The organism is Sphingomonas sp. ASY06-1R, assembly GCF_052180265.1.
Taxonomy (GTDB): domain Bacteria; phylum Pseudomonadota; class Alphaproteobacteria; order Sphingomonadales; family Sphingomonadaceae; genus Sphingomonas_I.
Window position 1 is genome coordinate 2,316,574 of the sequence record NZ_CP197464.1, and the last position, 22,243, is coordinate 2,338,816.

Annotated in this window: 24 protein-coding genes; 12 read left to right on the forward strand and 12 right to left on the reverse strand. The window is 63.2% G+C overall.

The window, feature by feature from the left end; genetic code table 11:
* Positions 1–178: 178 nt before the first annotated feature.
* Both ACSBM8_RS11195 and ACSBM8_RS11200 read right to left on the reverse strand, forming a co-directional pair.
* A complete protein-coding gene (locus ACSBM8_RS11195) occupies positions 179–2,578 on the reverse strand; it encodes a TonB-dependent receptor family protein (RefSeq protein ID WP_442678104.1) in 2,400 nt (799 codons plus the stop codon).
* 53 nt (positions 2,579–2,631) lie between these two features.
* The gene (locus tag ACSBM8_RS11200) at positions 2,632–3,105 is read right to left on the reverse strand and encodes a hypothetical protein (RefSeq protein ID WP_442678105.1); all 474 of its coding nucleotides are present in this window, start codon (positions 3,103–3,105) and stop codon (positions 2,632–2,634) included.
* A 565-nt stretch (positions 3,106–3,670) separates the two neighbouring features.
* Here ACSBM8_RS11200 and ACSBM8_RS11205 point away from each other — a divergent pair.
* On the forward strand, positions 3,671–4,429 hold the full coding sequence (locus ACSBM8_RS11205; protein ID WP_442678106.1) for a hypothetical protein: 759 nt from the start codon (positions 3,671–3,673) through the stop codon (positions 4,427–4,429).
* The gene (locus ACSBM8_RS11210; protein WP_442678107.1) at positions 4,426–4,887 is read left to right on the forward strand and encodes a hypothetical protein; all 462 of its coding nucleotides are present in this window, start codon (positions 4,426–4,428) and stop codon (positions 4,885–4,887) included. The genes ACSBM8_RS11205 and ACSBM8_RS11210 overlap by 4 nt, the downstream gene beginning before the upstream one ends.
* A 63-nt stretch (positions 4,888–4,950) precedes the next feature.
* Here the strand turns inward: ACSBM8_RS11210 and ACSBM8_RS11215 are convergent, their stop codons facing one another.
* On the reverse strand, positions 4,951–5,511 hold the full coding sequence (locus ACSBM8_RS11215) for a GGDEF domain-containing protein (RefSeq protein WP_442678108.1): 561 nt from the start codon (positions 5,509–5,511) through the stop codon (positions 4,951–4,953).
* A gap of 39 nt (positions 5,512–5,550) precedes the next feature.
* Between ACSBM8_RS11215 and ACSBM8_RS11220 the strand changes: the two genes are divergently transcribed.
* The 3 genes from ACSBM8_RS11220 (at position 5,551) to ACSBM8_RS11230 (ending at position 8,082) form a co-directional block, all read left to right on the forward strand.
* On the forward strand, positions 5,551–6,117 hold the full coding sequence (locus ACSBM8_RS11220) for a hypothetical protein (protein ID WP_442678109.1): 567 nt from the start codon (positions 5,551–5,553) through the stop codon (positions 6,115–6,117).
* Positions 6,118–6,476: 359 nt separating this feature from the next.
* The gene (locus ACSBM8_RS11225; RefSeq protein ID WP_442678110.1) at positions 6,477–7,595 is read left to right on the forward strand and encodes an alpha/beta fold hydrolase; all 1,119 of its coding nucleotides are present in this window, start codon (positions 6,477–6,479) and stop codon (positions 7,593–7,595) included.
* Positions 7,596–7,599: 4 nt separating this feature from the next.
* Positions 7,600–8,082, forward strand: coding sequence for a Tsi3 family protein (locus ACSBM8_RS11230; RefSeq protein WP_442678111.1), 483 nt, complete (start codon positions 7,600–7,602; stop codon positions 8,080–8,082).
* A gap of 61 nt (positions 8,083–8,143) precedes the next feature.
* On the opposite strand, the gene ACSBM8_RS11235 is transcribed toward ACSBM8_RS11230, so the two are convergent.
* On the reverse strand, positions 8,144–8,569 hold the full coding sequence (locus ACSBM8_RS11235) for a hypothetical protein (protein ID WP_442678112.1): 426 nt from the start codon (positions 8,567–8,569) through the stop codon (positions 8,144–8,146).
* 345 nt (positions 8,570–8,914) lie between these two features.
* Between ACSBM8_RS11235 and ACSBM8_RS11240 the strand changes: the two genes are divergently transcribed.
* From ACSBM8_RS11240 to ACSBM8_RS11250, 3 genes are all read left to right on the forward strand, one after another.
* Complete coding sequence (locus ACSBM8_RS11240) at positions 8,915–9,508, forward strand: hypothetical protein (protein WP_442678113.1); 594 nt, start codon at positions 8,915–8,917, stop codon at positions 9,506–9,508.
* A gap of 99 nt (positions 9,509–9,607) precedes the next feature.
* Positions 9,608–10,075, forward strand: a complete 468-nt coding sequence (locus ACSBM8_RS11245; protein ID WP_442678114.1) for a hypothetical protein — start codon at positions 9,608–9,610, stop codon at positions 10,073–10,075.
* Between the two features lie 142 nt (positions 10,076–10,217).
* Complete coding sequence (locus ACSBM8_RS11250; protein WP_442678115.1) at positions 10,218–11,972, forward strand: sensor domain-containing phosphodiesterase; 1,755 nt, start codon at positions 10,218–10,220, stop codon at positions 11,970–11,972.
* Positions 11,973–12,042: 70 nt separating this feature from the next.
* On the opposite strand, the gene ACSBM8_RS11255 is transcribed toward ACSBM8_RS11250, so the two are convergent.
* From ACSBM8_RS11255 to katG, 3 genes are all read right to left on the reverse strand, one after another.
* Positions 12,043–12,402, reverse strand: coding sequence for a hypothetical protein (locus tag ACSBM8_RS11255; RefSeq protein ID WP_442678116.1), 360 nt, complete (start codon positions 12,400–12,402; stop codon positions 12,043–12,045).
* Between the two features lie 74 nt (positions 12,403–12,476).
* Positions 12,477–12,764, reverse strand: a complete 288-nt coding sequence (locus ACSBM8_RS11260) for a hypothetical protein (protein WP_442678117.1) — start codon at positions 12,762–12,764, stop codon at positions 12,477–12,479.
* A gap of 151 nt (positions 12,765–12,915) precedes the next feature.
* Entirely contained in the window at positions 12,916–15,156 is a 2,241-nt protein-coding gene (katG, locus tag ACSBM8_RS11265; protein WP_442678118.1) for a catalase/peroxidase HPI, read from the reverse strand.
* Positions 15,157–15,659: 503 nt separating this feature from the next.
* On the opposite strand from katG, the gene ACSBM8_RS11270 reads away from it, so the two are divergent.
* A complete protein-coding gene (locus ACSBM8_RS11270) occupies positions 15,660–16,229 on the forward strand; it encodes a cupin domain-containing protein (RefSeq protein ID WP_442681568.1) in 570 nt (189 codons plus the stop codon).
* Here the strand turns inward: ACSBM8_RS11270 and ACSBM8_RS11275 are convergent.
* Both ACSBM8_RS11275 and ACSBM8_RS11280 read right to left on the reverse strand, forming a co-directional pair.
* Positions 16,226–16,348, reverse strand: a complete 123-nt coding sequence (locus tag ACSBM8_RS11275) for a hypothetical protein (RefSeq protein WP_442678119.1) — start codon at positions 16,346–16,348, stop codon at positions 16,226–16,228. The genes ACSBM8_RS11270 and ACSBM8_RS11275 overlap by 4 nt on opposite strands.
* Positions 16,349–16,373: 25 nt before the next feature.
* Complete coding sequence (locus tag ACSBM8_RS11280) at positions 16,374–17,285, reverse strand: SDR family oxidoreductase (RefSeq protein ID WP_442678120.1); 912 nt, start codon at positions 17,283–17,285, stop codon at positions 16,374–16,376.
* 69 nt (positions 17,286–17,354) lie between these two features.
* Between ACSBM8_RS11280 and ACSBM8_RS11285 the strand changes: the two genes are divergently transcribed.
* Positions 17,355–18,002, forward strand: coding sequence for a TetR/AcrR family transcriptional regulator (locus ACSBM8_RS11285; protein WP_442678121.1), 648 nt, complete (start codon positions 17,355–17,357; stop codon positions 18,000–18,002).
* A gap of 92 nt (positions 18,003–18,094) precedes the next feature.
* On the opposite strand, the gene ACSBM8_RS11290 is transcribed toward ACSBM8_RS11285, so the two are convergent.
* A complete protein-coding gene (locus ACSBM8_RS11290) occupies positions 18,095–19,123 on the reverse strand; it encodes an OmpA family protein (RefSeq protein WP_442681569.1) in 1,029 nt (342 codons plus the stop codon).
* A 226-nt stretch (positions 19,124–19,349) separates the two neighbouring features.
* Between ACSBM8_RS11290 and ACSBM8_RS11295 the strand changes: the two genes are divergently transcribed.
* The gene (locus ACSBM8_RS11295) at positions 19,350–19,820 is read left to right on the forward strand and encodes a hypothetical protein (RefSeq protein WP_442678122.1); all 471 of its coding nucleotides are present in this window, start codon (positions 19,350–19,352) and stop codon (positions 19,818–19,820) included.
* A gap of 59 nt (positions 19,821–19,879) precedes the next feature.
* Here the strand turns inward: ACSBM8_RS11295 and ACSBM8_RS11300 are convergent, their stop codons facing one another.
* A complete protein-coding gene (locus ACSBM8_RS11300; RefSeq protein ID WP_442678123.1) occupies positions 19,880–20,416 on the reverse strand; it encodes a DUF2628 domain-containing protein in 537 nt (178 codons plus the stop codon).
* 446 nt (positions 20,417–20,862) lie between these two features.
* Between ACSBM8_RS11300 and ACSBM8_RS11305 the strand changes: the two genes are divergently transcribed.
* Positions 20,863–21,531 (forward strand): Crp/Fnr family transcriptional regulator, encoded by a 669-nt coding sequence (locus tag ACSBM8_RS11305; protein WP_442681570.1) that lies wholly within the window; start codon positions 20,863–20,865, stop codon positions 21,529–21,531.
* A 22-nt stretch (positions 21,532–21,553) separates the two neighbouring features.
* Here the strand turns inward: ACSBM8_RS11305 and leuD are convergent, their stop codons facing one another.
* Entirely contained in the window at positions 21,554–22,135 is a 582-nt protein-coding gene (gene leuD, locus ACSBM8_RS11310; RefSeq protein WP_442678124.1) for a 3-isopropylmalate dehydratase small subunit, read from the reverse strand.
* Positions 22,136–22,243: the final 108 nt, after the last annotated feature.

Sequence of the window (22,243 nt, forward strand, 5' to 3'; positions counted from 1 at the left end):
CTTCTCCCGGCTTTCGCCGGGCTCGCAATGACGTGACTGAATGGTAGTGGCCATAGCGGTTGGTCCTGGCTGATTGGCTGATGGTTAGGCGATCAAGGTTGGTTTGTGCGGAGGGGCCCCACCCCAACCCCTCCCCTCAAGGGAGGGGCTTCGTGCTGAATGGTCTCTCCCCGGACGGTTAGAACCGCGTCTTTATTCCCGCATACACCGTGCGGGGCGTGCCGGCGTAGATCGAGCCGGTGCTGCTCATCAGAACCGACGCCGGATTTTGCTGGCCGGCGGCGGTGATGCTGTCCGCGATGATCGAGGCCGAGCCGACATAGGTTTTGTCGAAAAGGTTCTGGACCGAGGCGAAGAAGCTCAGGCGTGACAGCCACCCCTCCCCCTTTGGCGGGTCATAATGGAGGTTGAGGTTGGTGAGCGTGTAGCCGGGGATACGCAGCTGGTTGCCGTTGTCGATATAGTAACGCGACCGATAGGTGACCTCGACAAAGCCCCCGAGGCCCGCAAGCGGCCCTGATGGCTGATCGTAGCCCAGCCGGCCGTTGGCGAAGGTGGGGATGACTCCGGGGATGCGGTTGCCATCGCGGTCGAACAGCGCCGAGGTTCCGTTCCCGCTCAGCCGCTCGTCATAACGGGAGTAGCGCTGATCGTTATAGCTGTAGCTGGCGTCGAGCTTGGCGCCGGGGAGCAGGCCCGGCAACGGCTTCCAGTGCAGGCCCAGTTCGACGCCGCGATGGCGCGAGCGTGGGGCGTTGGTGGTGTAAGCTAGCAGGTTCACCCCGGCCGACTGGCTGATCTGTTCGTTGCGGAACCACTCATAATAACCAGTGACTTCTGCGCGGAGATTGTTGCCGAGTACGAGCTCTGCGCCGACATCGACGCCGGTGCTTTTCTGCGTCTTGAGCGCGGCATTGTTGCCGGGAACACCCGCCGGCGTGACGAACAGATTGCCCGCCTGGGGGATGCCGTAGGCGGTGCCGACGCGCGCGTGGAGGCGCAGCGCATCGCTCGCCTGCCACAGCAAGGCCGCCTCCGGTGCGACGTTCCAGAAATGGCGGAGCGCCGGGATGACGGTGAGCGTCGCACTCGTGCTGCCGGTTGTGGGATAGGCATAAGCCGTCTGGCGGACGTCGAGGATAGAGCGTTCGGCGCCGATGCCGGCGATCAGCTGCAAATCGTGGGTAAGCTGAAGTTCCTCGCGCGCGCGGACGCCCATGTTGCGGACATCGCCGAACACCGTCTGCGTGAGCGCGCCGAAGCCGTTGCGGCCGGCGGGCGTCTTGTTGAACGTGTAGCTCTGATTATCGAGATAATTGTAAAAGAGGCCGATGAAGCTGGTCGCGTCCATGCCGAACAGGCGGCCGCGATTGGTGACGTCCGACGTGATGTTATAGCTGTCCAGCGTGCCCTTGAACGGATTGGCGCTGGTCGGTTGATTGACGACGCGGCTGTCGAAGGTCGCCTGCGTGCGCCAGGTGGTGTTGGCGTCGAAATCATGTTCGTAGCGCGCGCCGACGATGGTGCGGCGATCGTTGCGGGCGAGATCCCCTTCCTTCGCGGTTTGGGCGATACGCGTGCCGTTCACGCCATTGACGAAGACGTTGATGGTGCCGCAGCCGGGCGCAGCGGTGGCGGCGGCATCGCAGCCCTGCTGATAGGGGTTCTGCAGATATTGGTTGTAGGACAGCCGGGTCGACAGCTGAAATTCGCCTTCATTGTAGATCAGCTTGGCGGTGACGCGATCGCGATCCGAGAAAGCGTAGGTGGCAAGCGCGTTGATCGTGCCCGTCTCATAATGGGTGTGGCCGGTCGAACCGTTGGCGCGCGCGAAGCTGCCGAACAGCGAATATTCGTAATCGCGACCGGCATTGCCGATCGTGCCGTAAAGGTTGGCATAGCCGTCGCCGCCGCCGTCGAGGCCGAATTCGGCGCCGTCAATCTCGCGGCCGCGCCGCGTGCGGAAGTTGACCGCGCCGCCGATGGCGTAATTGCCGTAGCGCGCGGACGACGGCCCGCGCACGACATCGACCGCGCCATACGCATGCGGATCGGTGAGATCGAAGCGGGCGAGGCCATCCGGCTGGGTGACGGGAAAATCATCCTCGAACACCTGCATGTTGCGCGCGCCGAAGCTGTTGCGGGCGTTGGAGCCGCGGATCGACACGCCGACATCGCGCGGGCCGTTGCCCTGGATCACCGCCACGCCCGGGCTGAGCCTCACGATATCAGCGATGGTGGTGGCGGGCGTGTTGCGGAAGGCGGCGTCATTAATGGTGGTGACGGTCTGGCCGGTAACCTGGGTGGTGAGCGACAGCGCCTTGCCGGTAACGACGATCTCGTCCGGACCGGCCGATGATGCGGTGACGGGCGGTGCTTCCGCCGACCCCGCGATGGGAGAGGTTGCCGCAGTATCGGCCGCATCCAGCGCCTGCAGCTGGGCGTCGATGGCGGCGCGTTCGCGCAGCAATTGCTCGCGCCGCTGTTGGTGCGGGGATGTCTGAGCGGAGGCCGCTGTGGCGGACGCCACGACGAGCAGAAGAGCGCACGATGTGCGCGCCCCGGGAGAGAGAGACACGATCGGATTTCCTTCAATGACGAAAAGCGCGCCGCCACGGCGCGCGACCTAAGTCAGCGAAGAAAGGTTGGCGGGCCGGTTTTGGGAGGGGGTGGCGCAGCCAGGCCAAGGCCGGGGCGCTGGAGGAATGTGTGGATGAACGCGGTGGGCAGTGCGACCGGCGCGGGCAGCGCCGGCAGGATCAGGCTGGGCAGATTGGCCGCCCCGCCAATGGCGGCGCCGAACCCGCAATCATGATCGCTGGCGCCCGACATCGGCTTGCCGCCATGATCCATGGCGTCCGCGGATGCATTGTGGTGCGCGGCATGCGTAGCCTCCATGCCGGGCATACCAGCCATGGCCGGCATCGCCGCGACCGGCGTGGCGGCGGCAAGGCCCATGGTCTGCCCCGCGCACATCTCCAGCCCCGCATGCCCCGCCATCGGCATGAACCCCGCCGGCACGATCAGCCGCACCGCAAGCGCGAACGCGACCAGCCAGGCGGCGGCAAAGCGGTGTAGCGCAAGGGTGCGGCGAAGCGCAGTCACACGGGCGCGTTACTGGAGGATCAAGGCCTTGTCATTGAGGCAGATTGTCCAACGGGACGACCGGTAAAATTTACCTCGATTACTAGGCTCGATCAGCTCAGCCATCGCCGGAGTTGGTCGCCAGGATGATCGGCTCCAATCATTCTATTGCTGGGCTGTACAGATATCTCGCTGTCCTTGTGTTCTGCATCAAGGCTGATGAGGCTCAGGCGAGAGTCAATAGGCAAATGGCCGCAGCCTCATACCAACCTGCGCTCTTTGCGCTTATAACATGGAGGCGCGCCCTCTGAATCGCCAGCGCAGGGAAAGAGGGCGGCAACGCCATCGATGGGTCCGATTTTGACGAATAGCCACCGTGTTCGTGCTCTCGGCCGACCGATCATGATCTCGCAGAACTGCCAACTCATCGTTTTTTTTAATACGACATACCAACACGACTCGGTTTCTATATCCGTTCTGGACTGATATCGCCCCGATACTCGATATTGCGTCCCGGATACATATTTGAGCTCATGCATTACCGTTCTAGATATTATCAGATATTGATGGCATTTAGGAGCATCAAATGACGTCCCGCCATCCAATTTCAGTCGAACAGGCGGATATTGTTAACTTAAATATTTCCACATACGTGGGTGAGGATAGATACTACTACACCGGAAGTAAGAATCCGCCACTTCCCTTTGATGAAGGGGCCGGATCTTGGAATTCACATCCTAAGACGGCATCCGTTCAAGCCCAATACTCCTTGCTGGATGGGGTGGTAGGGATGCCAACTTGGATTTATCCAGGCTTCAATGCCACGCGCCATTTACGACATTTTCTCAATAATACCGGGCGTCCGTTAAGGATAGATCTGGAAGATATGCTGAGCGATGTACCATTCGCACGTGATGCAATGGTGAGCGAGTTCAGGCAAGCTCAAATGTTTATTCGTACTCTGCCGGCCGGTCGCCATCTATTTACGTCGCGTAATACGCAGGGATCTACGAACAACAAGGAGCAGAATGCTGATTGGTTTTTTGCTATCGGCTCGTACTCTCGCTGGGGAAAAGGTGAAGCTCGCATATCCGTTAACAATTTTGGCCGGCACTATGATGTAGATTTCGAGTATTGCATATCTGACCGCTACAATTGGGACACGGGAAAAGGTGTTACGATAGCGGGCGTGATGATCACAGACGAGTTTATGGGGGAGTTTCATCGCCAGGGGCTTGCCCGCGAATTCGACTGCCGTGGTTCCGTTAGGCGCCGACTAATCTGGGACGGCGACTTTGGCGCCCCTGATCAGTCAATCATCCTCAAGAGACAGGAGCGGCGATGATGCGCTTGGGCCTCGTATTAGGTACAGCGTTGCTGCTCGTAACTAGCGGGTGTGAAGGCGCCCGTGTTCCACAAGGAAAACAGATGGCGCAAGATGAATCCTTGTCACAGGATATCACCAGACGCATGGGATTGAATTTACCCCCAGAGGCACGGATCGAGCATGCCGAAGATATGTCCGGGCAAGATTCTGCTGCCCGCATGGTGGTAGTTTTGCCCGACGCGGCCTGGCAGAAAATCCTTCAAGAATTAACGAAAAGAGCCGGGTCTGACCCTATCTTTTCTGCAGACGAGAATTTTGAGCTCGGACCACCTGGTGCTGGGTGGCGACCAGCGGAGGCCGCGAATCTTACGACTGCGCAATTTAGCTTACGAAACGGCCTTGAGACACTGAACGTTGGGTTGACCCATCCGGAAGCTGGTAAAGTAAGATTGTTCTTATTCTGGTTTCATCTTTAGGTTGGCGTCCTGCGGGCGCCATTCGCACAAGGGGCCGGTCCCGAGAACGGTCCTGCTTCCCCCCTACGCGCTGGACACAACCCGGTTACGACCACCCGCCTTGGCCGCGTAGAGGGCCTGGTCCGCCCGGCGAATGATGGTGTCCAGATCTTCGTCGCGGGCCTCGGTTACGCCAATGCTTACCGAGAGCTGGTTAACGGGTCCGACTGGCGTGGTTGCCAGGCCCACCTCAATCGCCCGGCGCAGGCGCTCGCAGGCTTCGAAGGCGCTGGCGCCGGTCAATTCGGGAAGCAGGAGGCCGAATTCCTCGCCGCCGATGCGGGCCACGAAATCGGCCTTGCGAATGGATTGCTGCGCGATCGTCGCCACCGCTCGGATCACATCATCCCCGGTGGGGTGGCCATGACGGTCATTGATCTGCTTGAAATGATCGATATCGAAAATCGCCACGGACAAGGGGCGGCCGTAGCGGCGGCGGGATGCGACCGCGCGTTCCGCCGCGGCGAAAAAGTATCTGCGGTTGGCGATACCGGTCAGTTCGTCGGTACTGGCCAGCCTTCGCAGTTCGGTCGCGGCGGCGCTTGCCTGCCGCCAGGCCTTGTTCGCGTTCAGCGATGTCAGCATGAGCAGGGTGACCGCCAGGCCCGATACGCCGAACAGAAGATGGCGGCGAAAGGCCGTCCGTTGCTGCGCCAGCAGGGTGCGGGCGCGCCGGCGCTCGAGCAGCGCGCGCTCTTCCCGCTCGATACGCGACAAGCTTATCTTCGCGGCTTCGGCCGCTCGCGATCTCGCCTGATCCTGCGGACCGCCATGATCGGTCGAGAGCAATGCGGATTCGAGTTGCGTCACATTCGCAACCTGTATGCGATTGTCCCGAACAAGATCGGTCAGGCGCATGACGCTGGATTGTACCTGCGCATGCGTTCGCGCATCCGCGCGTTCCTTTTCCTCTACATCGATATAGCCGGTTCGGTAGAGTTGCTGCCGAACCTCGGCCGTGGCGAGCAGAACATCGAGCGTGTGGACATACCACCGGTCCGCAACCAAACGATCCCGCGCCGCCTTCTCCGCGGTTATCGCAACGACCAGGATGACGGCGCCCAAGATTACGGCAAGAAACATGGTTGCGTAGGATCGCCATTGTGGCGGCAAGGTCATGCTGTTGTCCCGTTCGACCTCGTCCTGCGAATCAAGCCATTGCGGATTCGTGCTCACCATTCGCCTCGATAGCTTTTCCTGGTCGCATGATTACAGGTATTTTTCATCCGGGATCATGCTGCGGTGCGATTTTTATGGTCTGTCGTGGCCCCGCCTGTGCGCGGCGGCGACATCTTTACGAAAAGATGACGCTCAGGAACGACGGTGCGACCATCGGACGGCTCCCGGCCCTGTGTGCCAAAGCGCATCCGTGGGTCATCGCGCCCAATCCCCTATTGCGCGCCGTGGAGGACTGGCCGTTGTTTGGAGGACCGCCCGATCATGCCGTCGCCGCCGCGATTTTTCTTGTTGGATAAGGCGCAACGCTTGCAGGATCGGCCGATATAGTCTGGACGGCCGCAGAAAATGCCGTTCGTGCAGGAGGGACATGGATGCGCCGGGCCGTTCTGTTTATTGCCGCGATGATCGCGCTCACCCCGGCGTGCAGCGCGCCGCCGGTCGGCCCGAATAGCCGGGCGGAGGCGGTGAAGATCATCGCCGGGCTACGCGAGATCGTGAGCCCGAACGGCTTGCAGGCGATCGAGACGATCCCGATCGGCGGCATCGCCCAGGTTGTGTCGATCCGCAGCCAGGATCTGCGCAATCCGGTGATCCTGTATCTCCATGGCGGGCCTGGCTTTGTCGAGATGCCGCTCGACTGGTGGTGGAACCGCGGCTGGGACGAATATTTCACGGTGGTACAGTGGGACCAGCGCAATGCCGGCAAGACCTATAGCGCAAGCGGGGCGAACCCGGTCGCGACGCTGACGCCCGAACGCTATCAGCGGGATACGGAAGAGGTGGTGCAATGGGCGCTGAAGCGGTTCGGCAAGCGCCGCATCTTCGTGATCGGCCATAGCTGGGGCAGCCTGTTGGGGCTGCGACTGGCGGCGCAGCATCCCGAATGGCTGCACGCCTATATCGGCATGGGCCAGGCGGTGAACGGGCCGGACAGCGAGCGGCGCGGCTGGGCGTGGACGATGGCACGGGCGCAGGCCGATCATAATGTGGAGGCGGTGCGGGAGCTGCAGGCGATCGCACCTTATGCCGCAGGCACGACGCCGGTGCCGGTTCCTGCCATCCTGACGCAACGCAAATGGCTGGGCCATTATGGCGGCGCGGCCTGGCGGCGACCGGGCGGTGGCGCGTTCGAGGCGGCGGCGATCACGCTGGCGCCCGAATATAGCGATGCGGACGTGCGTAACGCCTTCAAGGGCCAGCCGGCCGTGACCAACGCGATGCTGCCCCAGATCCTAGCGACGGACCTGTCCACCATCCGCAGGCTGGACGTGCCGCTGATCCTGCTGCTGGGGCGGCACGACATCAATGTGTCGAGCGAGGTGGCGGCCGAGTGGTTCGATCGGGTCAAGGCGCCGTCCAAGCAGCTGGTGTGGTTCGAGCGTTCCGGCCACCACATTACCAGCGAGGAGCCGGGCAAGCTGCTGACCACGCTGGTGCGCTATGCCCGGCCGATCGCGGTTGCGGCGGGCGACGCGGCGCCGGACGAGTGATCGCATGAGGACGGCGCGGATCAGCCCGGCGGCGGCGATGGCGATCGTGAGCGCAATGCTCAGCAGCTGCGATCGCGACGCGGTGGCGGCCCGCCCGATCACGATGCGGGTGGGCGATGCCGCTTTCACGTTGGATGTACCGCAGTCGCTGGTCGCACGCCCGCTGGCTGGGGGCGGCATCCGCTTGGCGCCACCCGACGTCGGGCAATTGCGGCGGCCGACGACGGTGCAGCTTACCGCCGGTGATGGGAGAAGCCCAATCTCGCTGCGGCACGCGCGCGGCAACGGAGACGCGCGCATCCTCTTCGGCGTGGCGCGCGCCGACGGTGGATCGGGCGGCGCCGAAGTGACACTGATCGCGGAACGGCCATGCGGCGCCGGGCGCGTGCGCCTGCGGCCGGACCAGCAGATCGAACCGCCCGAGACCGCCGACGTGGACGGGATGCTGGACATGTTCGCGCGGGCGCGGTGCCGGGCGGCGGGTTAGTGTGAAGACGGGCGCCCGCCCTGCCCTGTCTCGTGCCGATCGGGAAGGGCCTGATCCATTATCAGCGGCCGCGTAACTCCACCTGCACCCCCATCAGCGGCAGGCCGATGAACCCGAAGGCGAGCCAGTAGGGCAAGAGCAAGGGCAGCCAAAGCTGCCAGAAACTGCTCGCGGTCGCGGTGGCAGCGGGTGCGGCCGGATCGTAGAGGAGCGGGATCGGCGTGCCGACCTTGCGACCGCCCATCCCGTTCTGATCGTACCGGACCGGTTTGCCGTCCGGACCGGGGAATTCGATCGTCGGGTGCGCACCCGACATCGGGCCGGTCTCCCCCGGCCTTAGGACAACATGCCCGGTGGTGCGAACCGCCCGACCCAGGAAGCGGACGGTTTCCACGCTTTGCCACAGACCGATGATCAACGCGATTGTGCCGATCAGCATGAAGATGCGCGCGCCAAGCCGCCCGCCGTCCGGTTTTCGCCTGTCCACGTGGCATGGTTTAGCAAACTATTCGGGCCGCGCCGAGATCAACGCTGTTCGGCCAGCATCGCCGAGCCCGCGGTGAATGTCAGCATCAGCAGGTCGGCTACGGCGACCCACCCGATTATGCACGACCGGCAGGATATCCGATCGGCACTTTACCGGCGGAAAGTCATTGACGTGACGATATGGGCGCGTGATCCCTCATGAGAAGATCAAGGCCACGTTCCCGCCTTTGGTCTGGAGGATAAGCATGAAATTCTGGCCGCTAAGTGATGCGTCATGGCGAGGCGTTTCAGGGCGGATCGACGGCGGGACAGGCAAAGTGCCGGTCGCTTTGACCAGGATTGTTCGATGAGCGTGCCTGAGCGCGGCGGCGGCAGCAATTTCGTCCTGATCTTTTGCCTGCATGTCGTGGGGCTGATGGTGGGCGTAATCGTAGCGGCCATCATCACCGCGCACTGGTTTCCCAAGGGAAACGAGTCGGGCGGATTCATGCTGATGGGCGCGCTGTTAATCCTGGTCTGCGGCGGGCTGTACTGGTCGCTGCGGCGGGCGCTGCGGGCGCCCGATCGCGCCCGGGCGAACACGGATCCGCTAGGCGGAGGACGGCGATCCTCACGGCCCGTCATGCCGACGACCGCCGGAGCCAAAGTGCAGCCCGCGCGACGGGCACAGGCTGCCCCACCTGAGGAAAAAGGGGGCTGCCTGATGCTGATCGGTTTCACCATCCTGATCGTGGGCGGCGGGGCCGGGACGGCGTTTGGGACATATTACGGGCTGAACATGATTGTGGGGGCGATAGCGCCGACGGGCGATGTCGCCTATAATTTCAGCCTGGCCGGTGCGCTGATCGCGTGTCTGAGCGTGATGTTCGTGCTGGACCGATGGTGCGTGCGGAAAACCGGCAATAGCGTCCTTGAGTTGCTGGCCGGACATGGTTTCTGACGCCAAGCACAGCGTTACCGCGCCTTGGGCGACGCGCATGAGCCCGGTTGTCCTTTTCAATGCACGGGGCGGCAGCCTCCACACACGGATGCAGCGGGCGTGATCGGCGCGCGATTCCCGCGCGCCGTGGCGCTGCAGCTTCGGATCGGGATCGGTGCGGTACTTTTGCTGGCAATGGCGAGCTGCGCGCCGGAAAGACCCATCCCCGCCAAAGAGGTCGTCGCGCGGATCGGGCTGGATCTGCCACCGGGCGCCAAGATCGAATTTTCGAAATATCTGCCGGGCGGGATGGATGACGCGGCGATGCTGATGCTGGTTCTCCCCGAAGCGGATTGGAAAGCGTTATTGCTACGGGTGGAGAAACAGGCCGGCGAAGCAGCATACTTTACGAAAGACGATAACCTCTCCTTTTCTTCCAAGGACATGGGATGGCCTCCGTTCGATGCCACCGACCTCGTCACGGCCCAATTGCGATGGGGTAAGGGCGGCGTCGAGGCGATCAATTTGGGCGTGACGCATGCGGGTGCGGGCAAGATCCGGCTATTGGTGTTCTGGCACACACTCTGATGGTCAGCTCCGCCTATCAGTATTGGTCGACGGCGACGTGTGCTGGGGCCGGAGTGGCTCCGACAATGAATGTGGGGTAGGATGATCCCACTCGAATGCAGGAGCATGGTATAGCGGCATTCGTTCGAAAGGTCGGGTTGCGATGGCAGGCCAAAATGAAGCGGCGCGGCTTGAGGCGCTCCAGGAACTGAATTTGCTGGATACGCCGCCCAGCGAAAGCTTTGATCGTATTACGCGGATGGCGGCGCAGATCTTTGGGCTGCCGATCTCGGCCGTGTCGCTGACGGATCAGAACCGGCAATGGTTCAAGTCCCGGGTCGGCGTGGAACATTGGTCGATCCCGCGCGACAAGGCACCGTGCGCGCAGGTGGCGGAAAGCGCGGAGGTCGTTCTGATCCCCGACATGCTGGACGACGAATGCTACGCCACCAGCATCCTCGCCGAACAGGGCATCCGCTTCTACGCCGGCGCGCCGTTGGTCACACGCGAAGGCTATGGGCTGGGCGCGTTGTGTGTGTTGGGCACCGAGCCACGCGAGGCTACGGCGGAAGAGATGGCCGCGCTCAACGATCTTGCCCAGATCGTGATGGCCCAGATCGAATTGCAGCATGCCTTCGGCCGGGTCGATCCGATCAGCGGGCTTCCCAATCGCACGCAGTTTCTGGACGACCTGGAAGATCTGGGGCGGGATCATCCGGGCGAACGACGGCTGGTCGTGATGATCGAATTGGCGCGCACCGAGCAGCTGGACAATGGCGTGCGCGTGCTGGGATCCGATTATGTCGACGATCTGGTCCGGCAGGGCGCGCGCACCCTGCGCGCGGTGCTGGCACCCGGCGAGCAGGCCTATCACGTCGCCTCTACCAAATTTGCGTTCGTGACCGCGCCGGGCGTCGATGCGGACGCGTGTGTCGCGCGGCTGCGGGCCAGCGTGGAGCAGTTGCGCGAGGGATCGCGGCTGCGCTTCCTGGTCACGGCGGCGATCGGCGTGGCACCGTTCGAGACCGGTCGCACCGCGCCCACCGATGTACTGCGGATCGCCCATAGCGCGGCGCTGGATGCGCGCGCCAGCGAGAGCGCCGTCAGCCTCTATTCGCCGTGGAACGACAGCCTGCACCGGCGGCGCTTCCGCCTGCTGAATGATTTCGGCCCCGCGCTTACCAGCCCCACCCAGCTGCGGGTGATGCTGCAGCCGCGGATCGAACTGGCGACACGGGCCTGCGTCGGGGCCGAGGCGCTGCTGCGCTGGCGGCATCCGCAGCTTGGCGAAATTTCACCCGCCGAATTCATGCCGATCATCGAGCAGACGGCTTTTGCCCGCCCTGCGACCGAGCGCGTGCTGGATCTGGGGCTTGGCCAGCTCGCGGCGTGGCATGCCGCCGGGCAGGACCTGCAGCTGTCGATCAACATTTCGGCTGCGAACCTGGAGCAGAGCGACTTTGCCGAGACCGTCCAGAGCGCGCTGGCCGAACATGCCGTGCCCGCCCATCTGCTGGAACTGGAAGTCACGGAAAGCGCGGTGATGGACAATCCCGCCCATGCGATCCGGCAGCTGGAGCTGCTCGACGCCGCCGGCGTCCGGCTGGCGATCGACGATTTCGGCACCGGGCAAAGCAGCCTGGCCTATCTGCAGCGGCTGCCGGCCAAGGTGGTCAAGTTGGACCAGTCATTCATCCGGGATCTGGAGGACGATTCGCGCGAGCAGACGTTGGTCCAATCGATGATCACGCTGTCGCACGAGCTGGGCTATCGCGTCGTCGCAGAGGGCGTGGAGACGGAAGCGGTCGCGCAGAGACTTGCGGCGATGGGCTGCGACGAGGGCCAGGGCTATGCCTTCGCGCGTCCGCTGGAACTGGCCGCCTTCAACGACTGGCTGCAGCCCCAGGTCGGATCCTGACCCGGCGGCGGGACGTCCATCCGCGCCGTTCCCGGCGATCGGGATCAGCGGCCGGTGCCTGCCGTGACCATCATTGATAGCGGTTGGTGGTCGCAAAGCCATTATTGGCCTTGGCCATCTTCATGAGCTTGCGGACATAGGTTCGCGCATGCCGATCAAAGCGCACATCGTCATAGATACCGCGCCAGATATAGTGATCGCGATCCAGCAGCGCCTTCAGCTGCGCGACGAAGCCATCCTGCGCGTCGGTCGCGGCGGGCGCCTGCAGCGCCGTGCAGATCATTTCCTCCGCACTTGCCTTGTCGCAATCGTCCTGCGCCGCGCGGCCGGCCCGTTCGGCAGCGACCTGATCGAGGCGGGCGGCGACGACGCGGCGATCGAGCCATTTGCGCACGAGGGCGCCGTCCCAGGGTTTGGCAGGTTCGGTCATCCATGCTCCGCAGGGTCTGGAAAGCGCCGGCCACGATTGCCGCGCTGCCTCCCTCCCCGCAATGCCGACCGGGATCAAGCCATACCGAGCAGCCAGTTCGCCAACGGCACGGGATGGACGGTCGCACCCGGCATGTGGGCGGTGAGTTCGCGGCGGTTGGCCATGATCCACGCCAGACATTCGGCGCGACTGTCGAATAGTTCGAAATGCGCCAGCGACGGAGCCTTGCGATCGCCATCGACGAGGAAGCGGGCGTGGCGGCGACAGCCGCGGGCCGCGATCCAATCGCGGCTGGGGGCTTCCACCGCGGCCGCCCAATGGGGCCGGCGCGGATCGAGCGCATCTACCTGACTTAGCTGCATCGGAACTCCTCTCCAGGGTCCGGCTTCGCCGCCACGCCTCTTCTGATCGGGCGCGGTCGTACGAGGCCCGGGGCATGATGCCCGGTTCGATACGCCTTGAAGATGCGGGCCAGAGCGGAGGCTTGCCCCCTGCCCTGGCCCGCCGCTTCGGTTACTGCACGCCGGCCGGTTCGGCGATGCCGATCGGTTCGACGCTGTCGGACTTTTGCGGAAGATCGAAGCGATCGGCATCCATCACCTTGGTCCAGGCGTGAATGAAGTCGCGGACGAACTTCTCCTCATGACCGGTCTCGGCATAGACTTCCGCGACGGCGCGCAGCTGGCTGTTGGAACCGAAGATGAGATCGGTGCGGGTGGCGCGCCATTTCTCATGCTGGCCCGCACGATCATAGCCGATGAACTCCTCATCCGCGCTTTCATCCACCACCTTCCAGAAGGTGCCGTTGTCGAGCAGATGGACGAAGAAGTCGTTGGTGAGCTGGCCCTTGCGCTGGGTGAAGACGCCTTCCGGCGCGTCCTTGTGGTTGGCGCCGAGCACGCGCAGGCCGCCGAGCAGCACCGTCATTTCCGGGACGGACAGGCCGAGCAACGAGGCGCGGTCGAGCAGCAGCTCTTCGGTCTTCACGCTATGCTTGGTCTTGAGATAATTGCGGAAGCCGTCGGCAGCAGGCTCCATCACCGCAAAGCTTTCGGCATCTGTCCAGTCTTGCGTCGCATCACCGCGCCCGCCGACAAAGGGAACCTCGACATCGAAGCCGGCATCTCGGGCCGCCTTCTCGACCGCAGCGGTGCCGGCGAGGACGATCGCGTCGGCGACGGACAAGGCGCCGCGCAGCTTCTCGATTTTGGCGAGGATGCTGGCCAGTTCGTCCGGCTCGTTGACCGCCCAATCCTTCTGCGGGGCAAGGCGGATGCGCGCGCCGTTGGCGCCGCCGCGATGATCGGAGCGACGGTAGGTGGAGGCCGAGGCCCAGGCGGTCTTCACGAGCTGACCAATGGAGAAGCCGGCATCGAGGATCTTGGACTTGAAAGCCGTCACATCGGCATCGGACGGCTTGGTGCCGGCAGGGATAGGATCCTGCCAGATCAGATCCTCCTCCGGCACATCGGGGCCGAGATAACGGACCTTGGGCCCCATGTCGCGATGGGTGAGCTTGAACCAGGCGCGCGCGAAGGCGTCCTTGAAGGCTTCATGATCGTTGCGGAATTTCTCCGAGATGACGCGGAATTCCGGATCGACCTTGAGGGCCATATCGGCGGTGGTCATCATCGTCGGCACGCGCTTGGACGGATCGTGCGCGGCCGGGGCCATATCCTCCGGCTTCTGGTTGATCGGCTGCCATTGCTTAGCGCCGGCCGGGCTGCGGACGAGCTCATATTCGTAATCGAGCAGCAGGCGGAAATAATTCTCCGACCATTCGGTCGGCGTGTTGACCCACGCGCCTTCGATGCCGCTGGTGATGGTATGTTCGCCGAAGCCGCTTTCGTGCGCGCTCGCCCAGCCAAGGCCCTGAAGCGCGATATTGGCCGCTTCGGGCGAGGCATCGACCAGGCTGGGATCGCCCGCGCCATGCGCCTTGCCGAAGGTGTGGCCGCCGGCGGTAAGCGCGACCGTCTCTTCATGGTTCATCGCCATGCGTTCGAACGTGACCTTGATGTCGCGGGCCGACTGGAGCGCGTCGGGCACGCCGCCCGGTCCTTCCGGATTGACGTAGATGAGGCCCATCTGGATCGCGGCGAGCGGATTCTCCAGCTCCAACTCGCGATCGGGCTGGATGCGGGTCTCATTGCCTTCCTGGCCGACCCATTTCTCTTCGGCGCCCCAATAGATGTCGCGCTCCGGCTCGAACACGTCGCGGCGACCGCCGCCGAAGCCGAAGACCGGCCCGCCCATCGACTCGATCGCCACATTGCCGGTGAGGATGAACAGATCGGCCCAGCTGATCTTGTTGCCGTATTTGCGCTTGATCGGCCACAGCAGGCGGCGCGCCTTGTCGAGATTGCCATTGTCGGGCCAAGAGTTGAGCGGCGCGAAACGCTGCTGCCCGCTATTGGCGCCGCCACGGCCATCGGCGGTGCGATAGGTGCCGGCGGCGTGCCACGCCATGCGGATGAAGAGGCCGCCATAATTGCCGTAATCGGCCGGCCACCAGGGCTGGCTGTCGGTCATGAGCGCTGTGAGATCGGCCTTGAGCGCGGCGTAATCGAGAGACTTGAACGCGGCGGCATAATCGAATTCTTCGCCCAGCGGATCGGGGGACGTGCCGCCCTGATTGAGGACTTCCAGTGGGAGCGCCTCGGGCCACCAATCCCGGTTGGTCCGTCCAAGTAGAGATCGAACCGTCGTCGGCTTATCTACGGGGCAACCCATCGAACCGGTCTTCGCGTCCATGTCCGCATCCTCCTATGTCCTGATTGGCAGCGAGGATACACCCGGCGTTGCCGCGGCCTAACGAGGAAAGTTGATCAAAGATGATCATCCGCTCGATCAATGCGCATCGGCTTGGACCCTAGGATACGACGGTACTCGATTTTATCCGCAAGCAACCTGCCTATGATCAGGAGCTGTCTCATCACCCGCTTTGCGAGAAAACCTGACGTGCGCGATCCTCTGAGTGAGAGCGCGCTCGTCTGACGTCCCATCTCGCCCCCAAGGCGCGCCGCGGCAGGGGTAGGTACGCTTATCGGCTAAAGGACTCGCCCCGCCATTAGGGCTGACAATAGTTGTGACAGCGCCAGTTGTGACAGCGCGCGAAAAGAGACATGCTTACGCTCTGATATCGAAAGCGGGGTAGGCCTGTGCGGACGATACTATTCGGTGTGGCGGCATTTATATCTGCATTGCCTTCCTTGGCCCATGCCCAAGCGACAACTCGCCAATGCGAGGTGACGGAAATGCCGGGTCCCGCTTGCCTGCTCGCGAGGAGGCAATTTACGTCCTTGCCGGCCGGCAAAGTCTATTGGCACCTCGATCGCTTCCCAACAAAGGCTAGCGCGGAACGTGCCGGTACTCCCACGAGCGTGGTTGCGGAGGCGTTCGGATCCATTTGGCTTTTCACGATCGAGAAAGCCGGGTGGCGCGCTCGGGGTGGAGAGCATGTTTCGATCGTCGGGCCTCTACCGATCACGCGCGCCTCAACATATGCGGCCGAATATCTCCGCTCCGTCTTCGAGCCCGGCACAACGGCGCCCTTGCATGTTCACTCCGGGCCAGAGGCATTTTTTGCAGTCGAGGGGGATACCTGTCTCGAAACACCCGACGGCGTGCAAATTGCGCGACATGCCGGCAACAGTCTGATCATCAGGGCCGGACCGCCGATGCTGTTGATGGCGATCGGGAAAGTGCCTCGTAAGGGGTTCGCGCTGATCCTCCACAATGCCGATCAGCCCGCAACGACGCTGACACATGCGTGGCACGCGGATGGTCGCTGCGCTCAGCAGCTATCCGTCGATCAAACGCCCTAGCTGCGGATACGTACCTTTAGCGGCAGCCGGTGTATGGCGATGCTGACGACGATCGCGAAATGCAGCATGCCAGTGAGCGTCACCCAGACGAACGTGGCGAAGGTCAGATACTTGGCCATGCATGCCTCCCTCCTGCCGGATCGTTCAAAACCGCACCCCGGTCGCGTCCTGGGACAATGTCCACAGCTGCTCGGCCGCCGGGCCATCAAGCGCTTGCGGCGGGATCTTCGCCGCGGCCGGATGGCCGCGCGTCTCGCCCAGCCGATCGGGGCCGTAATAGCCGCCTGCGGTCGCGTCGGGCGACGTGGCCGCGAACAACAGCGGCAGCGCGCCTTGTGCTGCGGGCTGGAACAGGAACGGCAGTACCGAACGGACGCGACCGAACACACTATTTCTGCCCGGTCCGTTGTGGAGCAACTCGGTGCGTGAGACTCCGGGGTGCGCCGCGAGACTGCTGATCTTCCACCCGGCTGCAACGCTGCGCCGTTCGAGCTCGAACGCGAACATCAGGCACGCGATCTTTGAGCGGGCATATGCCGGCATCGCGCTATAGCCGGCAAGCGCATTCCAATCTGCCCACTCGACCGATCCCGAACGGGCTGCGACACTCGACACGGAGACCACCCTTGCGCCGCCGGACGCGCGCAGTAGCGGCAGGAGATGCCCCGTCAGCGCGAAATGCCCCAGATGGTTGGTGCCGAACTGCAACTCGAAGCCATCTGCCGTTTCCCGACGCTTGGGCGGCACCATCACGCCCGCATTGTTGACGAGCAGGTCGACCCGTTGCTGATCCCGCCTCAAACGCTCGGCGAAGTGCGCGACGGACGCGAGCGAGGCTAGGTCGAGTGCCTCGAAGCGGACCTTCGCTGCCGGCAGGTCCGATCGGATCCGGGAAACCGCCGTTGTACCTTTGTGCGGATCGCGTCCAGCGATCACGACCTCGGCACCGGCGCGGGCCAGCGCCAATGCCACTTCGAAGCCGAGCCCGCCCGTGCCCGTCACCACCGCCGTCTTCCCGTCCTGATTGGGCATGGCGCCCACCGTCCACTTTCCCATCGATATCAATCCCGCTATATGCACTGAGTGCAGTTATTAGATTGCACTCAGTGCAATAATCAAGTGCGAATGATGACATCGATCAAGGACGACGATCTGCCGACGCCCGGCTTACGGGAGCGAAAGAGGCAGGAGACGCTGCGACGTATCACCGATGCAGGCATTTGCCTTTTCATCGACAAGGGGATCGACGCGACGACATTGGACGAGATCGCTGCGATGGCAGGCATCTCGCGCCGCACATTCTTCCACTATTTCAAGTCGAAGGACGACATTCTCCTCTCGCTGCAGAGCGGGATGGGCGAGATGATTGCTGAGCGCGTTCGACAGGCGGACGAAACCGCCTCCCCTATCGACGCGATCCGCGCGTCCGTGATCGCAGTTTGTGCCGAGGTGCCGGCCGACGACATGGTCGCGATTGATCGGCTCATGCGGTCCAGCCCGGCCGTTCAGGCGCGCAAGCAGGCGAGCTACGTCGCGCATGAGCGAACCTTGTTCGCCGCGCTACGCGCGCGATGGCCCGATCCTGCGCGCGAGATGGCGCTCCGGCTCGTCGCGATGCTCGCGATTGGGGCGATCCGCCTCGCGACCGAGGCTATGGGTCAGGAGGACGAGCGGCGCTCGCTCATCGAGCTGCTGAATGCAGCATTTGCTGCCCTGACGTATGAATTGTCAGGTCCGAGGATCGACGAACGGACGAGCGCGCTGCCGGGATAGAGTTCCCGAAACACTGATCAAGGGTGACCTTATGGCGAGACAGCGCTGAGACGCCGATGGACTTCATCGCATCGTCCATCGGCACCCCGCCATCACATCTTCACGAGTTCGACCCGACGGTTCTGCGCCTTGCCGGCTTCCGAACCATTGTCCGCGATCGGCACGCTCGTGCCGAACCCCTTCGACGTCAGCCGATCGCTGGCGATACCGGCTGCGACCAGTGCCTGCCGCACGGAGGCTGCCCTGCCGTCGGACAGCGTCTGGTTGTGGGCAGGCGATCCCGTCTCGTCGGTATAGCCGTTGATCGCCAGCTTCAGCGTCGGATTTGCTTTCAGCAGCGCCACGATCGCGCCGATCTGGGCTTGTGAATCCGGCAGGATCTGGGTGGCGTCGGTCGCGAAATTGACGTGCACGACGGCCTTGCCGGATTGATCGATCGCCTTCTTCAGCGCATCGGCGGGGAGCAGTTTCGCGGTGGCGACAAACGGCTTGGTCTCGACGATACACATGCTGGAGACGGCGCTGCTCGCGACCGACTGGATCCAGATTTCCCGATCGGCGCGGCGGATGACCCAGACCTGGGCGGGCTCATTATAGACGTCGCCCAGGCACGAATTCTTGTCGATCTTCACGTCGTCCGGAAGCGTGTGGATGACCTCGGCCGGAAGCCTGCTCTCGGTGACCTTCACCCCGCCGGCCGCCGCGATCACCGCGTCGATATTCTTCTTCAACTCGTAGGCCGAGAAGGTCTTTCCCGTCTCGTTGGTAATGTTCGACATGAACAATTTACCTTCCACCTCGTGGAGCGCAGTGCCGGTCCAGAAGGGGAAATGGTCGAAATCGCGGGTCTCGCCTTCCCCGCCATGTTCGCTCCATTTATAGCCGATGGGGAGGCCGATATAGGGGAAGGCACCGAGCGGCGCATTCGATACGGCAATCTTGTCGATGGCGAAGCTGCCCGCCGGCGCCGCCGCTGGCGCAGCAGCATCTGGCGCCGCGACTGGCGCAGTCGCATTTTCGATGGGCGCCATGGCGTTGTCAGCCCCCGCGCCGTCCTTCGCCTTATGACACGCTGCCACGGCGAGCGCCGCCAACAAAACGATGCCGGTTTTTCGGACCATCACTACGCTATCTCCTGTTAGCCGCGCCCCGCGCGTATCGCGCAAATCGACACCGTGCAATTAAGTTTTTGACGAGGATCGATGGGTCCCATACACGCCGGGTCACGCGAAGCCGAACAATCATAGGGTGTCGACCCAGATAGCTGGATGGCCCCGCCCACGCCGGGATGCGAGAGACTGAAGCACATCACGTTACCGTTCGACTGTCCAATGGGAGAAGCATGCAATGCGCCGTTTCGTTATCTTTGCCGCCGTCCTGCTAAGCGCGTGTGGATCGAGCGAGAAGTCGACGACCGTTGGTGGGACAACCTTCGCCAGCGATGACGGCAAAGGCACCGCCTCCATCACGACCGAGAAGGGATCGATCCGCACCGCCGAGGGCGCCGCCGCGGCGCACGTCGTCATGCCCGATTATGCGCCGCTCTATCCAGGGTCGACGGCCACCAGCGTGATCGAAACCGAGAGCGAGGGGCGCAAGACCAAGATGGTCACGCTGAGCACTTCCGATGCGATCGGCAAAGTCAGCGATTTTTATAAGGGCGCGTTGGCAAAGGCGGGGTGGAAGATTCCCTCGTCCTTCCTGTCCGACGACGGCGGAATGCTCTCCGGCGAGAAAGACGGCAAGACCGTATCCATTGCCCTGTCGCGCGAAGACGATGGCAAGACCAATGCGTTGGTCACCGTGCCCAACGATTGACCATGAAGGGGCAAAGGCTTGCTCTCGCCGCGCCTGCTTCGGTCCGATAGCCTGCCGCATCATCGCGGAATTGGCTCGCCGGCCTGAACCAACCATATGATGGCCCAGAGCGAGAGCAGGCAGAGCGCGCCGTAGGCCAACCCGCTGATCCAACCCGCGGTACGGGAGACACCGCCGACACGCCGTAGTTCGGCGGGGTCGACCGTCCCGTCGGGGCGGCGCAGTTTCTGGATCGCGACGATCGCGTGCTGCACGTAGGTTCGGTGGGCAATCAGGCCCAACAGGACACCGATCGGCAAACCGGCGCGGCTCGCGCCCGGGATAAAGCCGATCGCTATCATCGCCACCGTGATGAAACCCGCAATCAGCCACATCTTGCGGTAGAAGAACCAGACCGGCAAACACAGGAACGCGACCACCGAAAAGCCACCGCCAAACAGCCGGAACTTCGGCTTTCCGGACGCCGCGTCTTCCTGCAACCGATCGTAGACCGGGATGAAGGCGTTGGCGTTCGGGCCGATGAAGTTTGCGAGTTCCGCGCGCCGCGCGGGCTGATCGGGGTCCTTCAAGAAATCGATATAGGCGGTGTTGGCCATCCGGAGTCCCCTGCACAATATATGCGGCGTCTTGCTGTACGACGACGATATTGACGACAACGTAGCGGAAGACGTGCGCGACACGCTATTGCGGTAAGAGCAATGTCGATCGCTGCGGCGGCGCACGATCGCGCCAGCGACCGATCATGCTATTGCATGTTCGGTGTACTGCGCGGATCGGGGCGGCGCCTTCACTTTTGCCGATGGCGCCGGCGCCACAATCTCCCGCATCGCCGGCTCCTTTGAATTAGGCCGGCGGAAGCAATCATGGTACACGTCCTTATCACCGGCAACGACCCTCGGGCGCTGGTGGCTGTGAGACCTATGCGCTCCCGCCTTTTGGCCGGAGATATGTCGTGATTCACACGCAGGGTTCTTCCCTTCAAACATTTGCGACCCGCCTCACCTCCCGTTCTATTCTTACCGAGACGGAACGAAGCGCCGTGATGGGCCTCAACGGTCAGATCATAGGCGTTGCCGCGCATAAGGACTTTGTCCAGCAGGGCGAGCAGGTCGACCATAGCCATCTTGTCGTCGAAGGGCTGGTCGGCCGCTTCGGGCAGAGCCGCGATGGCGCGCGTCAAACAACCTGCCTGTACATTGTCGGCGATATGGCGGACCTCCCATCGGTGGTGAGCCCGACGGCGGCGTGGGGTCTGGCCGCGCTGACCCGCACGACAATATTGCGGGTGGCGCACGCGGACTTGCAACGCATTGCCGCACAGCACCCCGGCGTAGCCGAGGCGTTTTGGCGTGATTGCGTGGCGGACGGCTCCATCTTTTCCGAATGGGTGGTGAATGTCGGCCGCCGGGATGCACTGACCCGGATCGTCCACCTGCTGTGTGAGATGGCGACGCGATGTGAGCGCGCCGGCTTGGGCAACAGGAACGCCTTTCCGCTGCCGATCACGCAAAGCGATCTGGGCGACGCGTCCGGGCTGACGAGCATTTACGTCAACCGGACCTTGAAGCAGCTACGGAACCAGATCGGCGTTACGATCAAATCGGGCATGGTGACGGTGCCTGACTGGAATGAGCTGGTGTCGCTCGGCGATTTCGACGAGGCGTTCATGCTGCTTGACGGGCCGTCAGCGCGGATCCTTCAGGCGGCCTGAACCCAGCGCCGCCCCGGCGGGGTCAGAGCCAGGGACGGTCGGCGGCGGTCGCGGCCTCGTAGCGGCTGATATCGTCCGCCATCGCCAGCGTCAGGCCGATCTCATCCTTGCCCTGCATGAGGCAGTCGCGGCGAAACGGGTCCATCACAAAGGTGAAACGGTCCTGGAAAGGCGTGGTCACGGTCTGGGTTTCCAGATCGACCGTGACCTCGTCCTTCTGCGCCACCTCCATCAGGCGATCGATCGCATCCTGGGGGAGAATGATCGTGGCGATCCCGTTCTTGAAGGCGTTGCCGGAAAAGATGTCCGAAAAGGAAGGCGCGACGACCGCCTTGATGCCCATGTCGCCCAGCGCCCAGGCGGCATGTTCGCGGCTGGACCCACAGCCGAAATTATCGCCCGCGATCAGGATCGGTGCGCCGGCATAAGTCGGATCGTCGAAGACGTTGCCGGGCTCCGCGCGCACGGTCTCGAACGCGCCGCGGCCGAGGCCCGAGCGTGTGATCGTCTTGAGCCAATGGGCCGGGATGATCACGTCGGTGTCGACGTTCTTGCGGCCGAATGGATAGGCCTTGCCTTCGACTTTGGTGAGGGGGGTGGTCATGCTTTGCCAGCCTTAGATTACGCCGCTCGTCCCGAGTGTCATCGAGCGCGTCGAGATGAGATATCGAGGGATGTCTCGATACGGTTTCTCGACAAGCTCGAACCCTAC

What these genes read in the sequence shown, in the direction of transcription:
- ACSBM8_RS11300 (WP_442678123.1), bottom strand. Translation starts at nt 20,416, where the DNA reads ATGGCCAACACCGCCTATATCGATTTCTTGAAGGACCCCGATCAGCCC.
- ACSBM8_RS11260 (WP_442678117.1), bottom strand. Translation starts at nt 12,764, where the DNA reads ATGCAGCTAAGTCAGGTAGATGCGCTCGATCCGCGCCGGCCCCATTGG.
- ACSBM8_RS11210 (WP_442678107.1), top strand. Translation starts at nt 4,426, where the DNA reads ATGATGCGCTTGGGCCTCGTATTAGGTACAGCGTTGCTGCTCGTAACT.
- ACSBM8_RS11290 (WP_442681569.1), bottom strand. Translation starts at nt 19,123, where the DNA reads ATGGTCCGAAAAACCGGCATCGTTTTGTTGGCGGCGCTCGCCGTGGCA.
- ACSBM8_RS11285 (WP_442678121.1), top strand. Translation starts at nt 17,355, where the DNA reads ATGATGACATCGATCAAGGACGACGATCTGCCGACGCCCGGCTTACGG.
- ACSBM8_RS11230 (WP_442678111.1), top strand. Translation starts at nt 7,600, where the DNA reads ATGAGGACGGCGCGGATCAGCCCGGCGGCGGCGATGGCGATCGTGAGC.
- katG (WP_442678118.1), bottom strand. Translation starts at nt 15,156, where the DNA reads ATGGACGCGAAGACCGGTTCGATGGGTTGCCCCGTAGATAAGCCGACG.
- ACSBM8_RS11250 (WP_442678115.1), top strand. Translation starts at nt 10,218, where the DNA reads ATGGCAGGCCAAAATGAAGCGGCGCGGCTTGAGGCGCTCCAGGAACTG.
- ACSBM8_RS11225 (WP_442678110.1), top strand. Translation starts at nt 6,477, where the DNA reads ATGCGCCGGGCCGTTCTGTTTATTGCCGCGATGATCGCGCTCACCCCG.
- ACSBM8_RS11305 (WP_442681570.1), top strand. Translation starts at nt 20,863, where the DNA reads ATGGGCCTCAACGGTCAGATCATAGGCGTTGCCGCGCATAAGGACTTT.
- ACSBM8_RS11270 (WP_442681568.1), top strand. Translation starts at nt 15,660, where the DNA reads ATGCCGGGTCCCGCTTGCCTGCTCGCGAGGAGGCAATTTACGTCCTTG.
- ACSBM8_RS11275 (WP_442678119.1), bottom strand. Translation starts at nt 16,348, where the DNA reads ATGGCCAAGTATCTGACCTTCGCCACGTTCGTCTGGGTGACGCTCACT.
- ACSBM8_RS11220 (WP_442678109.1), top strand. Translation starts at nt 5,551, where the DNA reads ATGGCGGCGAAAGGCCGTCCGTTGCTGCGCCAGCAGGGTGCGGGCGCG.
- ACSBM8_RS11295 (WP_442678122.1), top strand. Translation starts at nt 19,350, where the DNA reads ATGCGCCGTTTCGTTATCTTTGCCGCCGTCCTGCTAAGCGCGTGTGGA.
- leuD (WP_442678124.1), bottom strand. Translation starts at nt 22,135, where the DNA reads ATGACCACCCCCCTCACCAAAGTCGAAGGCAAGGCCTATCCATTCGGC.
- ACSBM8_RS11280 (WP_442678120.1), bottom strand. Translation starts at nt 17,285, where the DNA reads ATGGGAAAGTGGACGGTGGGCGCCATGCCCAATCAGGACGGGAAGACG.
- ACSBM8_RS11205 (WP_442678106.1), top strand. Translation starts at nt 3,671, where the DNA reads ATGACGTCCCGCCATCCAATTTCAGTCGAACAGGCGGATATTGTTAAC.
- ACSBM8_RS11240 (WP_442678113.1), top strand. Translation starts at nt 8,915, where the DNA reads ATGAGCGTGCCTGAGCGCGGCGGCGGCAGCAATTTCGTCCTGATCTTT.
- ACSBM8_RS11255 (WP_442678116.1), bottom strand. Translation starts at nt 12,402, where the DNA reads ATGACCGAACCTGCCAAACCCTGGGACGGCGCCCTCGTGCGCAAATGG.
- ACSBM8_RS11215 (WP_442678108.1), bottom strand. Translation starts at nt 5,511, where the DNA reads ATGCTGACATCGCTGAACGCGAACAAGGCCTGGCGGCAGGCAAGCGCC.